This is a genomic window from Pseudoalteromonas sp. SR43-5 (genome assembly GCF_014163835.1).
Lineage (GTDB): Bacteria > Pseudomonadota > Gammaproteobacteria > Enterobacterales > Alteromonadaceae > Pseudoalteromonas > Pseudoalteromonas distincta.
Genome location: NZ_JACJEA010000041.1, coordinates 1 through 19,275, shown reverse-complemented (window position 1 = coordinate 19,275; position 19,275 = coordinate 1). Strand labels below are relative to the sequence as shown.

Annotated in this window: 16 protein-coding genes; 5 read left to right on the top strand and 11 right to left on the bottom strand. The window is 37.9% G+C overall.

The window, feature by feature from the left end; genetic code table 11:
- Positions 1-55 precede the first annotated feature (55 nt).
- From H5090_RS18600 to H5090_RS18555, 10 genes are all read right to left on the bottom strand, one after another.
- On the bottom strand, positions 56-541 hold the full coding sequence (locus H5090_RS18600) for an Hcp family type VI secretion system effector (RefSeq protein WP_007584479.1): 486 nt from the start codon (positions 539-541) through the stop codon (positions 56-58).
- Positions 542-787: 246 nt separating this feature from the next.
- Positions 788-2,314, bottom strand: coding sequence for a type VI secretion system contractile sheath large subunit (gene tssC, locus H5090_RS18595; protein WP_182692318.1), 1,527 nt, complete (start codon positions 2,312-2,314; stop codon positions 788-790).
- A gap of 10 nt (positions 2,315-2,324) precedes the next feature.
- On the bottom strand, positions 2,325-2,846 hold the full coding sequence (gene tssB, locus H5090_RS18590; RefSeq protein WP_182692317.1) for a type VI secretion system contractile sheath small subunit: 522 nt from the start codon (positions 2,844-2,846) through the stop codon (positions 2,325-2,327).
- A gap of 76 nt (positions 2,847-2,922) precedes the next feature.
- On the bottom strand, positions 2,923-4,500 hold the full coding sequence (locus H5090_RS18585; protein WP_182696438.1) for a TssA family type VI secretion system protein: 1,578 nt from the start codon (positions 4,498-4,500) through the stop codon (positions 2,923-2,925).
- Positions 4,497-5,489, bottom strand: coding sequence for a type VI secretion system-associated protein TagF (gene tagF, locus H5090_RS18580; RefSeq protein WP_182692315.1), 993 nt, complete (start codon positions 5,487-5,489; stop codon positions 4,497-4,499). Before tagF ends, H5090_RS18585 begins: the two co-directional genes overlap by 4 nt.
- A gap of 10 nt (positions 5,490-5,499) precedes the next feature.
- A complete protein-coding gene (gene tssM / locus H5090_RS18575; RefSeq protein ID WP_182696437.1) occupies positions 5,500-9,171 on the bottom strand; it encodes a type VI secretion system membrane subunit TssM in 3,672 nt (1,223 codons plus the stop codon).
- Positions 9,172-9,179: 8 nt separating this feature from the next.
- A complete protein-coding gene (icmH, locus tag H5090_RS18570) occupies positions 9,180-9,902 on the bottom strand; it encodes a type IVB secretion system protein IcmH/DotU (protein WP_182692313.1) in 723 nt (240 codons plus the stop codon).
- A 15-nt stretch (positions 9,903-9,917) separates the two neighbouring features.
- Positions 9,918-11,258: a type VI secretion system baseplate subunit TssK gene (gene tssK / locus H5090_RS18565; RefSeq protein WP_182696436.1), complete on the bottom strand. Its 1,341-nt coding sequence runs from the start codon at positions 11,256-11,258 to the stop codon at positions 9,918-9,920.
- On the bottom strand, positions 11,258-11,725 hold the full coding sequence (gene tssJ / locus H5090_RS18560; protein ID WP_170071208.1) for a type VI secretion system lipoprotein TssJ: 468 nt from the start codon (positions 11,723-11,725) through the stop codon (positions 11,258-11,260). The genes tssK and tssJ overlap by 1 nt, the downstream gene beginning before the upstream one ends.
- A gap of 21 nt (positions 11,726-11,746) precedes the next feature.
- On the bottom strand, positions 11,747-12,181 hold the full coding sequence (locus H5090_RS18555) for a hypothetical protein (protein ID WP_169044739.1): 435 nt from the start codon (positions 12,179-12,181) through the stop codon (positions 11,747-11,749).
- Between the two features lie 337 nt (positions 12,182-12,518).
- Between H5090_RS18555 and H5090_RS20935 the strand changes: the two genes are divergently transcribed.
- The 3 genes from H5090_RS20935 to H5090_RS18540 are packed head-to-tail and all read left to right on the top strand — an operon-like array spanning position 12,519 to position 17,113.
- Entirely contained in the window at positions 12,519-16,220 is a 3,702-nt protein-coding gene (locus H5090_RS20935; protein ID WP_259395135.1) for a contractile injection system protein, VgrG/Pvc8 family, read from the top strand.
- The gene (locus H5090_RS18545) at positions 16,220-16,762 is read left to right on the top strand and encodes a hypothetical protein (protein WP_182696435.1); all 543 of its coding nucleotides are present in this window, start codon (positions 16,220-16,222) and stop codon (positions 16,760-16,762) included. Before H5090_RS20935 ends, H5090_RS18545 begins: the two co-directional genes overlap by 1 nt.
- 15 nt (positions 16,763-16,777) lie before the next feature.
- Positions 16,778-17,113: an immunity protein YezG family protein gene (locus tag H5090_RS18540; protein WP_182696434.1), complete on the top strand. Its 336-nt coding sequence runs from the start codon at positions 16,778-16,780 to the stop codon at positions 17,111-17,113.
- A gap of 39 nt (positions 17,114-17,152) precedes the next feature.
- Here H5090_RS18540 and H5090_RS18535 read toward each other — a convergent pair whose 3' ends face one another.
- Positions 17,153-18,118, bottom strand: a complete 966-nt coding sequence (locus H5090_RS18535; protein ID WP_029770321.1) for an IS481 family transposase — start codon at positions 18,116-18,118, stop codon at positions 17,153-17,155.
- A 272-nt stretch (positions 18,119-18,390) separates the two neighbouring features.
- On the opposite strand from H5090_RS18535, the gene H5090_RS18530 reads away from it, so the two are divergent.
- Positions 18,391-18,996 carry a hypothetical protein gene (locus tag H5090_RS18530; RefSeq protein ID WP_182696433.1) on the top strand — a complete coding sequence of 202 codons (606 nt, stop codon included), beginning with the start codon at positions 18,391-18,393 and terminating at the stop codon, positions 18,994-18,996.
- A gap of 25 nt (positions 18,997-19,021) precedes the next feature.
- Positions 19,022-19,275: DUF600 domain-containing protein (locus H5090_RS18525; protein ID WP_182696432.1), on the top strand; the 254-nt coding region annotated here is incomplete at its 3' end.

The following is a 19,275-nucleotide window of genomic DNA, read 5'->3' as shown; positions in this document are numbered from 1 at the left end:
TTTAGATCTCAATAAAAGGATATGCTTGCGCATATCCTTCAAAATTACTGACTAATTAACGACCTTCAGTCCAAGAGTCAGAGAACTCGATGTTGCCATCTAAGTAAGTCCAAGTAATGCGTTTGTAACGTAGACAAACTGTTTCAAGGTGCGGGTAACGCTCCTTGTCTAAGTCTTTAACGTTATGCATTGTTGGTGAGATCGAAGTGATTTTTACATCTTCCAACTTGTGGCAGAAATATTCACGCTCAGTCCCTGTGTCATCAATACGGTACCATTTAAGCTCTAATTGCTTAAGTGTTTGACCGTTTGAACACGCTTTGTACAAGTACGGCGTAGCCGCATCAACAGCTTTTGTAATTACAAAAGGTTCATGCTTACGAGTACCTGTAAGTTCACCTGTATCGTTATCCGTAGGAATACGAAGTTCATGATCAAAGTGTAGGATCTCAATTGAACCTTCACGCTCTGCAACAGTTACAGAACCTTTGATGTCATTACCTTGGTCGTCCTTTAACCACATGTACGCTGGAATTGCCATTTCATTATTCTCCTTTTAGAATGAAGTGTTTCCTGTTAGTTGGCATTGGCATAAACAGTAATATTTATGCCCCCCAAAAAGCCCTCTGCTTCATGCCACTGGGGAATATGTCCCAAGTTGGATGCAACCAACTTGGGGCAACTTTTCAGACTAATAAGTCTTAATCCTTTATGTACACCAGCCAACTACTCACCAAATTGACGTATTTGATAGTACTTAAATCCGTTTCATTGGCGGCGTAGCAGTTCATTTTTCGCCAGGCATTTGCCCTACTAGCGCTAAACGAACATCAATCCCTTCAACTTGGAAATGAGGAACAATGTACGTACTTACTCTGTAGTAACCAGGGTTACCTGGAATCTCTGCTACAGTAACTTTTGCATCTTTTAGTGGATGCGTAGCTATAAGAGATTCATCAGGGTTGTTCATTTTAGTTACTAATGCGCCAAGCCAATCATTAAGCTGCTGCTCTAATTCATGGCGAGGTTTACTTGAACCAATATTTTCACGCTGTAAAACTTTTAAGTAATGCGCAATACGCGATACTAAGAAAATATATGGTAAGCGTGAGTTAATTCTTGCATTAGCTGTTGCTTCATTTGTTTCTAATACCTGTGGCTTCTGCGCACTATTAGCAGAGAAGAAACATGCAAAATCTGAATTTTTATAGTAACTAAGTGGAATAAACCCTTGGTTAGCAAACTCAAGTTCTTTAGTTTCAGAAATCAAAACCTCAGTCGGTATTTTAGTTTCTGATCCTTTACCCGCTTCGAATGAATGCAGTGGAAGATTTTCAACTTTACCACCTGACTGTGGCCCACGAATATTTACTGCCCAACCATTATCATGGAAACTACGGATGATATTTGCAGCAAATGCAAATGTTGCATTACCCCACAAATAACGTTCATGATGCTCAGCACTTACATCTTCTTGGTAATTAAAGTTACGAAGAGGATTTGTCTCACCATAAGGTAGACGTAGTAAAAAGCGCGGGAATGCTAAACCAATGTAGCGAGAGTCTTCTGATTCACGGAAATTTTTCCAACGAAGAAACTCAGCGCGCTCCATGTAAGAGCCCAAATCTTGGATTTTAGATACTTCTTCCAATGAATCTTTAAGAAAAAACTTAGGACCAACACTGCCCATAAACGGACAATGCGCTGCCGCAGATACACGTGATATCTCTTGCAGTAACGATACATCGGGTGCTGAACAATCAAACTCAAAATTAGAAACCATTGTTGAAACTGGCTCGCCACCTGGGGTATCGTAATCTGAAGTATATACATGTTTATATAATGCAGATTGAGTTGTATCTGGCGCCTCTTCAAAATCGTCTCTTAGAGTTTCTTTATCTACATCAAGCATTTCGATTTTAATGTTAGCATTGTTAGGCGTACGGTTAATTAGGTAACGTAACGAGCGCCATGCTGATTCCATTTTTTGGAAATTTGGGTGATGTAAAATTTGGTCTAACTGCTGAGAAATAATAATGTCTACTTTTGCGATGTAATCATCTAAAAGTAACTTATCAATTCGCGTTACTTCTTGGCCACTACTGCTAGCCATATCTAAAAATACATTTATAGCTGCTGTTAAGCGCTCATTTGCACGAGTTTCAGCTAGGTTGCTTGCATCTCTAAATGAATCAAGTTTGATCTCATCTGCAACTGGAGAAATATCAACCATTCCACATATATTTTCATAAGTGGATAAAGGAGCTTGCTCCGTGGTATGCGCGGCAACATTTAATTGTTCTTGCATGGACATGATAATCTCCTTATTCAGTTATTGGTTGTTTTTCATCTTCAGACGCTAGCGGCGCAATTTCATCCAGTTTAGCTTTTAACTCGTCTAGCTCTGGCTGATTTTGTAAAACACGCTCTAATTCTTTACGAAGTGATGAGTTATCTAATAAATTAGATTTAAGGTCACGAAGTAAATTACGCATAGCCATCATTTTATTAAGCTCTGGCACTTGAGAAGCTACTGATTCTGGGTCAAACGACTTAAAAGAATCAAACTCAAGGTTTACATTAATTTCGCCGTCACCTTTAATTTTGTTCGCTACCTGAAAGTTAGCTTTAGGCGCCATATCTTTAAGCACTTGCTCAATGTTATTTTTATTAATTGTTATGCGCTCACGCTCAGATAGTTCTTGGCTATTTTGACCATTTGAGTAATCACCAATTACTAACATCTTTAATGGCAATTCACTTTTTTGTGAAGCACCATCTGTATCAAGCTCTAACGAAATATTGATCCGAGCTCTGGGGATCTCTTTTTGAAATGTATCACTCATGTTATTTCCTTTGCAGTTTGGTTATCTACCGACTCAATTCCAATTAAACCTCGACATATTAGTCAAGCCCTTGTAACTAAACCCACGCTAACGCTTGTGCAGGGTTAGTTACCATCATTTGCTGACTAATATGTTTAGCAGCTAAACTCATTTCATCTTCTGGCGTTTGTGACAAACTTGCATAACACTGCTTGGAAAATCGCCATACTTCCATGCAAAAACATTGTTGCCATTGCGCTAAATCATGCGCTTTTATTTGTTTTAGTAACACGTTCAATAATGCTAAAGCATGTTCGTAATGCTCAGCTTTTATTAATAGTTTTGCCTTTAATAATTGCGCTTGGGCTTTATCAAAGTCGTTTAAAATATTTATGTGATCTACTTTAATTAGAGCTGAAGACAACTGCCCTTTTTCAACCTCTTGTATTAATTCGCTATACTGCTCATCAAACGCACTACTTTGAGAGCTAACAGACTCTGTTTTTGCAGAGTGAGATAGCTCTTTTAAAAACTCTTTATTTACAGATGAACACAGCGGACTTCCATCGTCATACTGTAGGGAAACTAAAGCAGGAAACTGCTCATTTAAATTAACTAATTGTTGCTCAAGCCAATGAACAAGCGGCAATTTATTTAATTTTTTTAATGCATTTAAACTAAGCACTTGAAGATTTAAATTAAATTGCATAGCCCCTTCCATAAACAACCCTTCGGCTAAATTTAAAGCTTGTTCAGGCTGCTCACTTGCCAATGCATTTTCAATTGGAGCAAATGCTGCAGCCCTTGGAGCGGGTAAACGCGTTTTTCCATTTTCGTTAGCGGGTAGTGCCAACCTTGTCCAACGCGCAGCTCGCGATAACTTTATTACTCTTTCAATATTATTTTGTTCTTTATCAAAGTTAAGTAGTTGCCTAACCGCACTTAAATACGCTGTATCTGAAGCAATATCAGCATTACCAATACTAAGCTGACTAGCAGCTGATGCAGGTGCAGGTGCAGTACTATTAGCTTCTGATTTTGGAGCTGTTACACCCGTATTTTCAGCTAATTTTTGCTCTGTACTAATCGCTTTTTCTTCTTGCACTGGTTCAGCTACAGGTACTGGGTTTCGCTTTTCTTGCTCTTTAGCCCACTCATTCAAAGTTGATAGAGGGCCAGATTCGTTGTCTAATAACGCAACACACTGCTCATTGTATTGAGTCAAAGCAGCTATAAGTTCAGGCCATTGTTCAGCGTTTGTATCATGCCCTTGGGCAACACCTTTTAAACGTTCTTGCTGTTGTAAAAACCATGTATTAACTGCAGCACGCATTCTGGCTCTTAGTGGGTGTACCTCATCCGTAAAAGTAGTCAACAAACGATTAAATAACAATAACGTATGCGTTAAACCTGTAACCCCAAACTCACTTGTTGCTGCTAGTGCTAAATAACTTACTATGCGTAAATCTTTACTTTGAGTGTTGAGTAAGTCTGATGCTTGTATAAACATCACTTTAAAGTCAACTTCCCCCACTCCTGATGAAGATGCTTTTAATGCTTTAAATGTTTCTTCATATTTTAAATCTTCTCCACACTTATTCCCGGCAAGAGGTGCACTTAATGCTTCAAGCCATTCAATCCAAGTGGTATGTGTATGCGGCGCTTTAATACTCATGATTTACACCAACGACGAAGTGCATCGTAAACACTCACGTTATCCATATCAGCAAAATTAAGTGTTTGTGAAGACGGCTGTTTTTCTACTTTTAAATTACATAGATCAACAATGTCATTCGTTTTTTTATCGTATTCCCACACACTATTAAAGTATGACGCTGGAATAGGTCTACAAAAAATAGTTAAACTAGGCGCTTGATTATCATCACCTAACTGATAAAAAAACCAAGGCTGCCAATTATGATCTGCCACCATAGACGCAACTAAGTGCAACCAAAACCCGGCAACTAAGGCACTTTCATGACTAAAACTAGGCATTGGTAGGCGAATACCAAACTGACTTCTTAAACACCCTCTATTAGCAATAGATTTAAGCACAGCCGATAGCTCTTCAATTAAAATTGCTCTTTTTGCAATATCGTTCAAGCCTAAATGTTGCCAAAAAACGCTCATTGGAATAGTTCTAAGTTTATCAAGCTCTAGAGTTAGATTTGGTTGCTGTTTAAGTGCATCAGCTACACGGTTATAATCTTGTGCTTTTTGCTCCATTTCATTAATACTGGCAGCTTGTTTAATATTTTCATTTACACCTAAAAGGTGCTCTATTACTTGGCTTGCAAATAAAAATAGAAAAGCAGGATGTCGCTTATATGTATCAAGCCCACTATGTACAAAAGAGCTAAATGGGTAAAAACGACCACTGCTATCTTTGCTTGGCTGCAAAACGCCAAGTAAACCACCATCATCCGCATTGCCAGATATAAAGAACAACGACTTAGTTCCATTCAAGTGGCTTGTATCAGTCGTTTTTCTACCACGGTTTAAATGGGCAAAGCCCTCTTGCAACCAATGATCAAATCCAACCGATTCTCTAGATGAAATATTGAGCTTCACAAAGTCTGGTCTTATCGGTGTTTTACCCATAAAACCAAAGCTATGTTGCTTAACCAGCGTCGGTGTTTTCTTTTTTGTAAATAAACTAAACATTGCTAGCGGCCTATTGCATTGTTCGCGACTGCGATTGAGCCAAGCTAGGGCTTTGTGAAAACAAAGAGCTTGGCAATGCAAACGATGTAAGCATGTATTTTGAAAATATACCGCTGTTGCGTCCTGATTTAAGAGAAAACTGGACTGTTAACACTTCATCAGATTTATCTTTTAATTCCCATGTTGCTAAAAACTCTGTGCCTTTAATCCACTTAACACTGGCTGAGTTAAGCACTTTTAGTAGTGCCCAAGGTCCGTCTTGCTCAATAGAAATACGACGCCCTTTATTATCTAAACCATACAGAACAGCTTTCTCTGCAGCTCCTCGACCAGGCCACGAAAAGTTACGCCATTCTTCAGGCTCATTGCGGTAGCGATAACCTTGCTCACTAAAGCCTAAGTATGTTTCACGAATGCCTCGGTGTGGAACAGGCATCATCTGAAAAGTAAAACCAGCACTATCGGCGCCATTAGAAAACAACGAACGAGTTACTTTATTTGCTTTAGTTAAACCATCAAGTAATTGCGGGCTAAAACCAATACCTACACCATTCCATTGTTTTTCTTCCCATACACCGCGGCGTACTTTCATAAATGGTTTGAGCTGGGTGTTAATAAAGCTCCATAAAATTCCTGATTCAGAATTTAAAAACTCAGAAACATCTGCTATCGCAGCATCAGGGCCAGTTAAGTTAAATGGATATTTACCAGCTAAACTGCTGTTATACATAGTATAAACTTGGTTTTCCCACTCTTGGTTAAGCTGAGTACGTGCTTTTGCCATAATAGTAGCGATACCACCATGAAGCGGGGCCTTAAATAGCTTATCTAGCGTTTCTTTGGTTTGAGGGTCTAGTGCTCGAGTTTGGCTCTCAATAATTATCCACGAAGACTGTAATGCATTACTTTGGCTATTACCTGAAAGTAAGTCCTGCGCAAATATCATTGCTTGAGCATCATCTTCATTACTCGCTGCCATTGCTTTAATGTCTGAATGGATGCTACTTAATGAACTGATGTATTGTCTTAAGTAATCAGAAGAATTCTTATCTTCATTAGGCTGTGCAAAGCGTCTTAAGTCTGCAAATCGACTTTCAAGCTCTGGCGCTCTAACCGTACTCATTTGGGTAATTGTTGGCGTGTTTAGAGCTAATTTATTTGCAACATCTGCAGCCGTCTTACCTATCGAAGCTTGGCTTTTTAAAGGGGCATCAGCGAGCGTAATATTGTCGTTAATCAGTTTCATTAAATCGTTAAAAGGGCCATCCATCGATGAAAGGCGTGCAAAATCAATACTTGCATCGTTTAGATCTCTAAATGCAGGCACTTTTATGCTATCTATAAAAGCAAACCAAGTATTGCCGTAGTCTTTAAAGTAATATGCTCGCATAGCCTTTGCCAAAGTTTCAGCTTGTGCTTCGTCAACAACATTTTGACCATTTTCATCGCTAGAACCCATAACCCAGTCACCTGAGAACACCAAACGTGAAATACGTTTAATCTCTGGGAATACATATTCCTGCCAACCTAAGTTTGTATAAACATATGGAATTTTATACTTACTCTTAAATACATCACGATTTTTAGAAATCATAAAGTCGTTTAATAACAATGGCTTTTTGCGATCAGCAAAACTTGTAATTACTTGTTGATATAACGGGAAAGCCTCTGGCTGGGTATTTAAATTGTCTCTCGCTAGCGCTATCGATGTTTGGTTAGCCTGCCAAAATGCAATTTTACCTGGCTGCTCTATGTCGTTACCCATATTTTGTAAGTACATATCAACTAAGCTACTTAGTTGTGTATAAATTGGTGCTTGCTCTTGTGCATTTATGTCTATATGAAAATGCTCAGCTATAAAATTAAGTAATTGCTCTTTAGCAAACTCCGTTGAAATATGCTCAGGGTTCGTACTCATCATTAAATGCATTTTTAGTGCATCGTAATACTGCTGACGAATCGTTGCTTTGGCTTCATCTTCATTGTCAAACCACTGAGTTTCGTACTGTTTTATTTGCGCAAGTAAATGCTCTTCACCTGGATAAGTAATAAGCTGATTCATCTGATTAAATAGCACATTTGCAACGCTATCTAAGGTTTCATCACCTTCGTAAATACCAAATATAAAGTACCACGGTAATGAATCTTCGTAAGTTTTAAGCTGACCGTAGTGCTCAAACAGCGCTAGTGTAGCAGCAAGTTTCTGCTCATCTTTAGCCTTACTTACATTAGCTTCAACAACAGCTTTTACACGTGACTCACCTTGATTAAGTAGTAGTTGATTACTTGTGTACGACGTAATAAGAAGTGCTGTAATTGCGGCAATAGATGCCAATCCCGAAGTAACGGTTAAACCTTTTAACCAGCGCCCTACTAACCGTTTTTTTCTGTTTCCTCGCGTTAAATCCTGTAGTTTAAAAATAACATCATTAAATACGCGGTTAATAAAGTAACTTTGAGTAATGCTTTCTTGTTTTTGGTCAACAACAACCGCACCAAATTGATCTCGTACACCATTAGTAATACGCTCAATAGGCGTGCCTTCTTGCGTGCCCGATGTAAAATAAACACCAGCAAACCAAGGAACTTCTTGATATGGATTAGACTTAAACAGTAAGTTAACAAACTCAGTTAACTTAGTTGAAGCTGATTGAAATTGATTAGGGAAATCAAGTATTAGCTGTTTACGATGCTCGTTGCGCTCTCGTGCAACTTTGCTTAAACGTTGTTCGCACAGTCGCTCATATAGCTCCTGCATACGAACTTCAAACATTTCTGCAGGATCATTTTTTTGATCTTCACTAATGTCGAGTAAGTACGCACCAAACACTTGCTCACGCTCTTTTTCAGATAAATCACTAAAAAAAGGTTCAAAACCACTGATTAAGTCAGTTTTGGTAAAAGTAATATATACAGGAAAAATAACGCCAAGTTGAGTAATTAGCTCTTCTATACGCTCACGTACTAATTTTACATGTTGACGGATTTCTTCACTGTCGGAAGTTAATACATCTGCAACGCTAATGGCCACCATTACGCCATTTATAGGCAGTTTTGGTCTGTATTTTTTAAGGAGCGCTAAAAATGACAACCACTCTTTATTTTCTGACTGCTCAGTTGTGTAACGCCCTGCAGTATCAATTAAAATAGCTTGATCTGAGAACCACCAGTCACAATTGCGCGTTCCACCAAAACCTTGGATATGCAATTCACTCGAATTAGAGTAAGGGAAATGTAAGCCAGAATTTGCAAATAAAGTACTTTTCCCTGTAGCCGAAGGGCCAATAATCATATACCAAGGCAAAGCGTATAAAGCAGTATTACCACGATAACCCGCACCTAAATGAGATGCTTTTAAAGATCCCAATGCTTCTTGCATCTTTTCTTTAATTTCACTTAATTCAGCACTCGAACCGGCATTATGACTTGCTAATTCAGAAGCTAACTTATCGCCTGAGCGCTTAGTCCATAACCAACGAATAAAAATAAATAAAACAAAAACAGCGGTTACAGCACCCATCGCAATTAATTTTTTATCGGTAGTATCTAAACCCACCATGCGACCGGCAAACCACACAATACTCAAAACGGCTATAAAGCCAATAAGTTGACCCGTTGCACGCGATGATACTAAGCCCAATAAAAAATGAACTAAACCGCTTTTATTAACTCTTCCCTGCATTGTGTTACCTATCGTGTTTCGTTGGTTTTATTGAGCTGAGTCAGCACTTCAATTTGGTTGTCTATTACCTGAGTACTCTGCGTTGCTTGCTTATTAATTACATAATGAAATCCAGCAAATAATGAGGCAATAGAACCCAAGCAAATAGCTAATATCACCCAATAAGGAATATTACGCCCCACCTTCATAGCAAACCCTTCTGCAGGTATACCGTTATCAGATAATTGAGAACTCGGTGTTCCTTTTATATCTTCAATTTGAGCTCTTACATCAACAATTAACGCTTTTAATTGCTCAATACCTTTAACTTTGTAAATGCCTTCAAAGCCAAGCTGCAGACAAATATAGTAAACCTCTAATGCAGCTAGCTTTTGCTCTCCGCCAGTGCGAAGCTTACCTAAACGTTCGAAAAACTCTTCTCCCGCTCGGTTGTTACCAAAAAATTCAAGTTGTAGCGGTCGCGACATCCAATCCATTCTAAAATGAGCACCTGAGCTCATAACAAATTCATCACACATAGCCGTAAGAGCAAACTTAACTTCTTGCATTAAACTTGTTGTTACCTGTTGCGAGTAACAATTACGCTCATACTCATCAAAACTAGTAAGTAAATTTTCTCTAAACTCTCCAAGCTCTAAATTAGTAGATTGCTTTAGTTTTAATGGTGTTAGCGCGTTAATTACAGGCGAAATACACGCGACTAAATCTTGTTCTTTTTGTGCTTCTTGCATAATTTCAACTCTACGTTAATTACGTGCTACGGTAACAATTTCAATTTGTGCACTTTGCAATCCAAATGGTACAAATAAGCTTAATGATTGCTCTTCAATAATTTGCTGCCAAATGAAACCATGCGACTCAAGCCTGAAGTATTCGTAACCACTTTTTATGGCCAGCTTATTTGGAGGTCGCTGACAATGTGTTAGTTGCACACCCGCTAAAGCAGATGAAATCATGATATCGAGCTTTTCGCTTGCACCTACTTTTACTTGATCACTAAATGTTTCAATCCATTTGGTGTCTTCAGATTCAAAATACACAGCTAAATAAAAGTCGTTATTAGTAAACGTTGCAGAGTCAATAGTGGCAACTTGATAAATAGCGTTAGAGGTTTTTTCAAGTTTTAAGCCCACCATTTTCTTAGGTACAACCCCTTCAAGTAAACGAGTTAATAGGCCATCAAGCTGACCGAATACATTGCTTAAATTTTTATGCTGGTATGGTGGTACTTGGTTAACTAAGTCACTGTGCTCAAACATTGAAACTGAACTAATTAAATCAACAAGCTCACAATACAAACGTTCAGGATGGACCAATGACAAGTTTTTAAGATGATCTAAACGTTTAGCCGATGGAGCCATTGCATTAAGTAACAAAAATGTATTCATTTCATTCGGCCCAAAATCAGTAACTGAGCCATAATTTTTACGTCTGCTAAGCAGCACATTAACTTTTGCATTAACTAAATTAGCCGTTCTATTTAACAGCTCAGTTAAATAAGCAGATGCACTTATATTTAATAAAGGAGGCACAAACTGTTTATTTAAAACAAACGAGCCATCTTCCGCACGACTTATTTTTAAACAGGCAATAGTGTCAAAATAAGTTTTTACATCTGAGTCAGACAGTAATATAAATTTAGGCTTTGCAACTAATACCTCACGGCTACGTGACGCATCATGATTATCTTCTAAATCAATATAATCTGCTTCATATGCGCTTAATTGCCCGCTCGCCGCATAACCTTCAATATTGCTAACTGTTTTATTTGCAGCAATAGCAATATAAATAGCACTATCTTGATGGTTACTATCGAGCTCTAGCTTTAAATCATCTTGATGCTGTCGATCAAAATCAAGCAAGCGACCATTTTCTAAAAGTAGCTTAAAACTAGTTACTTTTAATATACCGCGAGCAAGTGCTGATTCATCAATAGCAAAATGCTGTAAACCAAATGCCAATGGTGATATTAGCGCTTGACGTACAACCTGATTCTGATCGTGATAATCGTCAAATAGTTGAAAGTGTTGCTGAGCAAGCAAAACACCTTCGGCCCAAACGGGCTTTGCGGGAGCTTTTAAATTCATTACTCAGCCTTATCCACGCCAGGTAATTGAACTTCGTTGTTTGTAACCAAAACATCTAATGATGTAGACAACTTAACAGGGCCATCTGCAAGCGGGTAATACGCTTTCCAATTATCGCCACTGCGATCTCTAAATAAAGCAACAATCGCTACAAACTTTGCATTTTCAGCTTGTTCAAACTTAATTTTAGATTGCTCAGAAGGGTGAATTGTTCGCTCTTCTAATGTAATTAAACTATTAGCTAAAACTGACTTATCTGACTTCCATAATTCTTCAAATGTGGCTGTTTTAAATGTTTGTATATCCGACAATTGATACACCTTTAAAACCACTGGTAACGCTTCATCAAATTGGTTTAAATTTAAATTATCTGTTGCCTTAACATCTAAACTTACGTTAGTACTCATACAACCAGTTAACATTATAGAAAGTGATAAACCTATAATTGCATTTAAAATAAAGCGCATTTTTTACCTCAATAAATATTTTTATTTAAAATTAAAATTAGTTTTGCAAAGAGTAGCTTCATAAACTGGGCAAATAACTTTATTGAATCTTACATTCGCACAATCAGACCATTTATTAGTTTTAAAAAAGCCTAAAAAAGTCTTAGTCCTGCTTTTCTCTTGAGAATCTACTAACAAAGACTGCGTAACAACATCATCTATAGACGTAATTAACTTAGTATTTATTAATGAAAGCTCTTTTATATAAACAGATACATCACCGTTAATTAAAGTAACTTTTCCATTGCTTTTAGGGGGATTATTTAAAAAAAAGAAAAAGTGTTCTATAGAATTTTCAGAAAAAACGCGATGGGCAGGAATACCTACCTGGTCTAGTAGCGAAGAAACGCTGGCAGTAAGTGACCAAGCTAAGGAGTACAAGCTATTTATTTGATTTATAAACTCTTTTTTATTCACAACATGCTCCTTGTCATCAGTTAAACTAAAAAACTCTTAGTCTAAGGCTAGTAATAAATCCATTTATTTGGCGCATAATACAAACACCTAACCGCTATTGTCAACCTATATAAGGTTTAAAATATTAGAATATTAATGCGATTAATTAATTAGAATAAACACTCTAATTAATGTTTATAAATGAAAAATACGCAACAAAACACCACCATCCCCATTTATGAAACAATCGAGTGTAAATCTAATTTAATTTTTTATGGTTACAATTATCCAGTTGATCATTAACACACAAAAAGGTATGTTTACGCCACCAATTTTACCGAGCAGGGATTGCAACGTTTTGACTAAATCTAATTTTTTTTTGAAGGTTAATGACAAAGACCTTAATGTTACTTACCTACATGGCTACGAAAAAATTAATAAAGGCTTTAGTTATTCACTCACCGTTGAATCTTCAGTAAAAATTAATACAGATATCCTACTCGCTAATGCCAGCGTGATTTTTGTTAATAAAAACAAAAGATATCGAGAACAATGCGGTCTGATTACATCTGTAACCAATATGGGTGTATTCAACAATTTACACCGCTTTAAAATAAACATTCAAGATCGATTATCCACCTTAAAAAACACCTCAAACAGTAAAGTCTTTATTGCTGTAAACGTACAAGATGTATTAAATTACTTAGCACAAAAAGCAGGTTATTCATCAGGACAAATTGTTTTTAGGACAAGTTCCGCCTTACCGCATTTAAAGCAATGTGTGCAAGCAATGGAAAGTGACTGGGCCTTTTTTAATCGCTTGATGTCTCAGCATGGTCTTTTTTACTGGATTGAAAGCGAGTCAAGCACCGAAACACTTGTTATAAGTGACAGCAACCTCAACAGCCCCTATTTAAGTACGGGTGTATTAGAAGTTAAAGCAAACGCGGGGATGAACGCCCAGTACTGGGGTAACTTTGTCGGCTTTATGCACAGTGAAGTAACACAAACCATATATAATAATGCAGCGCAAAGTAATGCCCATGGACAATTCCAAAAAGTAGCCAGTAACAGTCAATCATTTTTCGAGCCTGCTGCAAACTCAGACGCCGAAGTATCAGCACAAACACAAAGCTTTAGTAATGCATTAGCCACACACAAAAAACGAGTTACGCTTACAGGTAACGTATCGGATGTATTTGCTGGCTGCTCAATTTCGCTTGACGATAATATGGGGTTTGCCAGTGGTGATTTGCTATGCATTGCAATAGAGCACAGCCTTAATCAAGCAAATGACGAAAGCAGCCATGAAGGTGAAACGCACTATCACTGCGTAGCGCAATTTATAGAGCGCGGTACACCTTACAAAGCAATGCCTGAGCCCCATACACCTAAGCCCATGGTATTTCCAGCAACCGTAGAATCTCTCACAAGTAATGCATTTGTAGATGAACACGGCCAATACCGTATTCGTACCGAGTTTGATAAAACAGCTCGCCCAGTAATTCAATCAAGTCCGGCACTAAAAAAACTAGCGCTATATGCTTGTGAAAACCAACCTCAAGCCACTGGCTGGCACTTCCCACTCGTTGGTGGCTCTGAGGTACTTATTGGGTGTATTAATAACGACCCAAATAACACATTTATAATGGGTTTTGCATTAAACGCCGACCAACCAAGCGTTGTTACAGCCGCTAACCCAACACATAATCGCTTATTAAGCGCCGCGCAAAATGAACTCATGTTCGATGACGATAAAGATGCCCCTAAAGTCATCTTACAAACGCTCGCAAGTGAGCACTATATTGAATTAAATGCTATAAAATCAGGCCGCCAATTTATTCAATGGATAAGCCAACTCGGTACTATAAATTTACACGCCGGGCGCGACCTGTGCCTTGAAACAGAACAAAATAATGTTCAGTTTGTTATTAAAAACAATCAATTTATTGATGTTAAAAATAACGTGTCGCAAACCACAAATAACAGCCATGTAAATTATCAAAGTGGTGGCAGCCAAGCCTTCAGTGGTAAAAATGCGACCCTTACGAGCGAGAATGAAATATCACTCCTCACTGGGCGTGCAGTAAAAGTAAATGCCCAAAGCGACATACTCCTTAAAACCAATAACAGCGACTTAAAGCTTAATGTGCCTACTGGCTCTACGTTTTTACAAACTAACAATAATATAAACATAACGGGCTCCGGCCGTGGCGATTTAATTATTCACAATGCAGGCGGCGAGATAAAACTCGACAGCCAAGGTAATGTTGATATTACCGCCACTAACGTACTCACACTTGATGGCACATTTATAACCTTTGATGGGCCGATAGATTTCGACATAACCAGCCCACAAACAGCGCGGGCACCAAGTAATGCAAGCCCTGCCAATATTAGCCGCATTAGTGATATAACCATTAATGACGCAGGTATTGCTGCAACAACGTCAAGCGTAGTGGATTTGCTTTATGTTTATCAAGATGGCACCCCTGTAAAAAACGCACCTTATACAATTAAATTTGATGATGGCACACAAAGCACAGGCCAGCTAGATGAAGACGGTATAGCGCAATTAACCGATGTACCAAATGGGCAATTTACTGTTCAATATGGGGAAGATACGCGCGAGTATGAACCTCAAGATAACACCACACCAAACCCGCTTTATGGAAAAATAACACCGCAACAAGCGGTAAAAATGATTGAAACTAATAACACAGCTTTACTTAATGAGGCTAATAACTTAGCCGCAACATCAGGCAATTGGCTTTGGGGAGCGCTGCAAGGCGATTTTAATAGAAACCCAAGTACATCCCAAATAGTAGTGGGTAGTGTAATATCTATGATCCCCGTTATTGATCAGTTAATGGATTGTCGTGATATCTGCGCAAATATTATGGTCTTAAGTGATGATGACGAAAGCAATGATAGCGACGGATGGCTAGCACTTTCTTTAACAGCTATTGGCTTAGTTCCTATCCTTGGTAGTGCGTTAAAAGGCACTCTAAAAGTCATTATAAAAAATATGGGGGCAACACTTGATGCAGCCTTTGCCGTATTGCGAAAACTGGGTAAAGGCGACCCACACGCGTTTCTTAAAAATCTGGATTGGTCAAAACTCACTCAAGACTCAACAAAAGCGGTTAAAAATCAAATTAGCACAATTAAAGAAGCACTTGAGTCTATCTTAGACTCTTGGTTAATTCGCAAAATGTTAGACAATCATGCTATTAAGTCTATTGAAAGTACCTTAACTAAATTAAAACAGTTTGAAACTAAAGTAGACTCAGGAATACAGCAAGGCATTAATCGTATTAAAGGCTACGTTGACGAAGCACTATTAAATAATGCCAAAGGTCGCGTTGTAAGAGGTAATACCGGCCAGCCTGTTAAAGCAAAAACTGCTGAATTAGATGCCAGTGACATAGAGCTACCTTATAAAATTAAAGATGGTGTAAAAGCGATTGGTAGCTCACCTATTATTTTTAAACGTCACCACCCCCATGGGCAACAAAATGGTGACTGGCCTGATAGTTACACACTTATGCCAAATGGAAGGCCTCTTGGGGCAAATGAGGGGATAATGCCTGATGACTTTAAAGGATTAAAGAAACTAGATGAAAATAGCTTGGGCAAAATAGATGAAGGATGGCCGGATTTAAGATATGGTGACAATTTTGAAAACTTCACCGATTTAAAAGCGGACACACTTCCCAAAGGAACAAAGATTTATCGTATTATTGACGAAGGCACATCTGAAGCAACTCGTCAAAGCTCTGGCGCCTACTGGGCCTTTGAGTTACCTATGTCAAAAGCGCAATGGCGAGAAAATTATGCAGTTAAAGATTCATGGAATGACAATGGTCACTATATTGAACACATACTAGAGCAAGATGAAAAAGTATGGGTCGGCGGTGTGGCTGGGCAGAAATATGAAGAGTTTGAAGGCAAGAACTTTTATTTAAAAGGAGCTGAAACACAGATATTTATCAAGCCTGGTTTAATCACTGGTGACAAAATACAACCAAAACTAACAAATTGGCCGGATGCAATATAATGAATGAAAATGCAAAAAAAACACTCCTCGAGAGGAAGTTTACTTCAATAGACTACATCAAACTTTACGTGGATAGTTATCAGGAAATTGTTGAAACGCTTGAAGCCGGAATGAATGAGTTTGAACTCCAGTTGCAAAAAAATCCGACTTTAAACATGGACAACTTTAAGTCATGGCAACTCCGAGGCGCTCCCAATATAAAACGCGGCGCTCAGAATGCGCTTGAACACTTTGAAAAAGCTAAAAAAGGCCACCTTACAGGAATTGCAAGCTCTGCTGGTAATTTAAGAGGCCTATCACGCGATGTTGATAACATAGGTGGTTTTGGTGAGTGGTGGCATGAAATAAATAATAAATACTGGGATACTTTTTATTCAACATATATGAAAACGAAAAAAATAGGCTCGAATATCGATTATACCATTTCAGGTTATTGGGATAATGATGAAATTCTTGATGAAGAAATTACAGGGCCTATGGATAAAAACGAGCTGCTGAATTATTTAAAGCTAGGCGAATCGGTTGATGATTTATCTAAATAACTGAAAGGAAAGCCCATGCAACCCGACATTAAAAACATCCCGCAACACCTAGGTCAGTACCTTTATCAGCAAATAAAAGAACCTTGGCTGGAGGCTCAGCTTATTTTAGATTGCGAAAACAACAATATACTTGAATGCAAAGCTCACTTTATTAAAGCAGATGACGAAACACAGCATGCAATTGCTGTATCTGAAAATATAACTGAGTTGTTTAAAACGTTATTTGACCATGCGATTAAAAACGAAGTTGAGGATTGGCAGCGAGCTATTTTTACTATCACTCGACAAGGCCAGTTTAACTTAAACTTTGAGCGCGATAATAATGATGAAGAAGTAATAGCCACTGTTTAAACACATTAAGTATTAATTTAACTGTGTGATTCATAGACATCATTTCACTTTTCGTAGTTGAAGATCACGCTGATAATTCGATAACTGAATGCGTTCATTTTCAGTTTCGTAGTTAGCGTGAACGTCTTCCCAAAGCGGTGTTTTTTCAAGCCGTTCACATACAACATCCATTGGAGTTTTACCTTTGAATGAGCCGTGAGCGCGTTGCCAATTGTAGTAATGCTGCCACTCAGGTAACGTTTCATTTTTGAGTTCGTCCAAATCCAAATTAACGGTCGAATAAAACTCTTCCTTATCAGTTCTTTGTGACCTTTCAACTTTGCCATTTAAGTGAGGAGAGCCTGGCTTATTGGGGCGAAATTTAATGCCATGCTCCATCAATTTGAGCTGTACTTTTTCAGCAAAAAACTCCGTTCCGCGATCAGTTTGAACTCGCTGTATCGGGAATGGCATTTCTTCTATTACCTTATCGATGAAGGTAAGAGTATTGGCTGCCGTTCTACGCTTAAAAACGTCCAACACGCGATATCTAGAGCAATCATCAACAGCAGTATATTGATAAATCCCTGGTGCAATTTTACATGTATCCATCTGAACTCGGTCACCAGGAATAGGTCTTTGGTATCGAATGAAGTCTTTTTTCTTCCGCTGAAAAACTATTGGTTTTACCTCATGTTTGGTCAGCACTTTGTGAATTGAAGCAAGCGATAGCTGAAAATTATGCTCGCGAAGAAGCTCATTTTGAATTCTTCTGGCACCAAGTTTTCTATTTTTTCTGAGTTTAAGAATCCACTCTTCAATTCGATTATTAATTTTAGTGTTTGGGGAGCTGTGCGGGCGTCTAGAAACGTCCTGTAGGCCGTCTAGTCCCTTCTCTTTGTATCGCTTATACCACTTTCGAAGAGTGGGCCTAGAAATTCCACACCGACGACAAACTAGGCCCGCATTATTAGTTTTTTCGTAAAGCTCAATCCACTTTAAACGTTGTTTAATTTCTTTGTTCATAGCGTCATAGTATATTGAAACGATCTCTATGAATCACACAATTTAACTGCTCTTTAACAACACAGATGTTGTGAAGTTAGGCGCTAAAAATTAGCGCCCTAACCTTTCACATAATGGCTGCTTTTTACGGTTAACGCCCTCATTTACTACTCATTCTTTTCTCTTTGTGCAAACAATATTTAAGTGAATTATTCACAAAGAGGGCTAGAGGCGCTGCGCTTAAAGAGTAAAAGTACCATTAGGTGTCTAACATACGATGGGAACCCAAACTTATGGATAATTTAATTAAAAATTGGAAATGTTTTTGTCAAGGTACACAACAATTTGATAAATCCCATTTCACTTACTTATTTCATGAAGAGGGAATAATTAATAACGTTAATCAGATAACACAATTTATTCCTGAACAAGAGAGGCTTACTCAGGTAATAAAGGACGTTTTGTCACTTAAAGAAGTCAAAGATAAAGTTAATATTACCGATGAAGAAATCATATTTCATGCCAAAAACTTTATATTAGAACAAGTTAATTTATTAGAAAATCTGGATGATGAACTCCGAAGAGCAACAGATAGTTTTGAAGTTAAATTTGCAACGCCTGCTGAATTCGAGTCTCACATAGATGACGATATTCCTCATTATTGGCTTTTTGATGAGTTTGGAGATTTAATTAGAGACTCAAAGAAAAACGATGATGAAGTAACATTTGCGTTTTTTGAAGCCTTATATGGAATTGACAATGACTATTATTTAAGTTGGTACATTGCTGCACCTTTACTTGAAATTAAAATAAATTTAAGTAGCTATTATGAACTGTGGAAAAATAACTGCCAGATTTTATTGATAAAAGATAAATTGTTAATATTAAAGAATACATAAATTAATTACATGCTAAGGACAGCACATGCAACCCGATATTAAAAGCATCCCGCAACACCTAGGTCAGTACCTTTATCAGCAAATAGATGAGCCGTGGTTTGAAGCTCAGCTTATTTTAGATTGCGAAAACAACAATGTACTTGAGTGCAAAGCTCACTTTATTAAAACAGATGACAAAACACGGCATGCAATTGCTGTATCTGAAAATATAACTGAGTTATTTAAAACATTATTTGACCATGCTATTAAAAACGAAGTTGAGGATTGGCAGCGCGCTAT

Coding starts and splice junctions, on each gene's coding strand:
- H5090_RS18600 (WP_007584479.1), bottom strand. CDS start 541: ATGGCAATTCCAGCGTACATGTGGTTAAAGGACGACCAAGGTAATGAC.
- tssC (WP_182692318.1), bottom strand. CDS start 2,314: ATGTCCATGCAAGAACAATTAAATGTTGCCGCGCATACCACGGAGCAA.
- tssB (WP_182692317.1), bottom strand. CDS start 2,846: ATGAGTGATACATTTCAAAAAGAGATCCCCAGAGCTCGGATCAATATT.
- H5090_RS18585 (WP_182696438.1), bottom strand. CDS start 4,500: ATGAGTATTAAAGCGCCGCATACACATACCACTTGGATTGAATGGCTT.
- tagF (WP_182692315.1), bottom strand. CDS start 5,489: ATGTTTAGTTTATTTACAAAAAAGAAAACACCGACGCTGGTTAAGCAA.
- tssM (WP_182696437.1), bottom strand. CDS start 9,171: ATGCAGGGAAGAGTTAATAAAAGCGGTTTAGTTCATTTTTTATTGGGC.
- icmH (WP_182692313.1), bottom strand. CDS start 9,902: ATGCAAGAAGCACAAAAAGAACAAGATTTAGTCGCGTGTATTTCGCCT.
- tssK (WP_182696436.1), bottom strand. CDS start 11,258: ATGAATTTAAAAGCTCCCGCAAAGCCCGTTTGGGCCGAAGGTGTTTTG.
- tssJ (WP_170071208.1), bottom strand. CDS start 11,725: ATGCGCTTTATTTTAAATGCAATTATAGGTTTATCACTTTCTATAATG.
- H5090_RS18545 (WP_182696435.1), top strand. CDS start 16,220: ATGAATGAAAATGCAAAAAAAACACTCCTCGAGAGGAAGTTTACTTCA.
- H5090_RS18540 (WP_182696434.1), top strand. CDS start 16,778: ATGCAACCCGACATTAAAAACATCCCGCAACACCTAGGTCAGTACCTT.
- H5090_RS18535 (WP_029770321.1), bottom strand. CDS start 18,118: ATGAACAAAGAAATTAAACAACGTTTAAAGTGGATTGAGCTTTACGAA.
- H5090_RS18530 (WP_182696433.1), top strand. CDS start 18,391: ATGGATAATTTAATTAAAAATTGGAAATGTTTTTGTCAAGGTACACAA.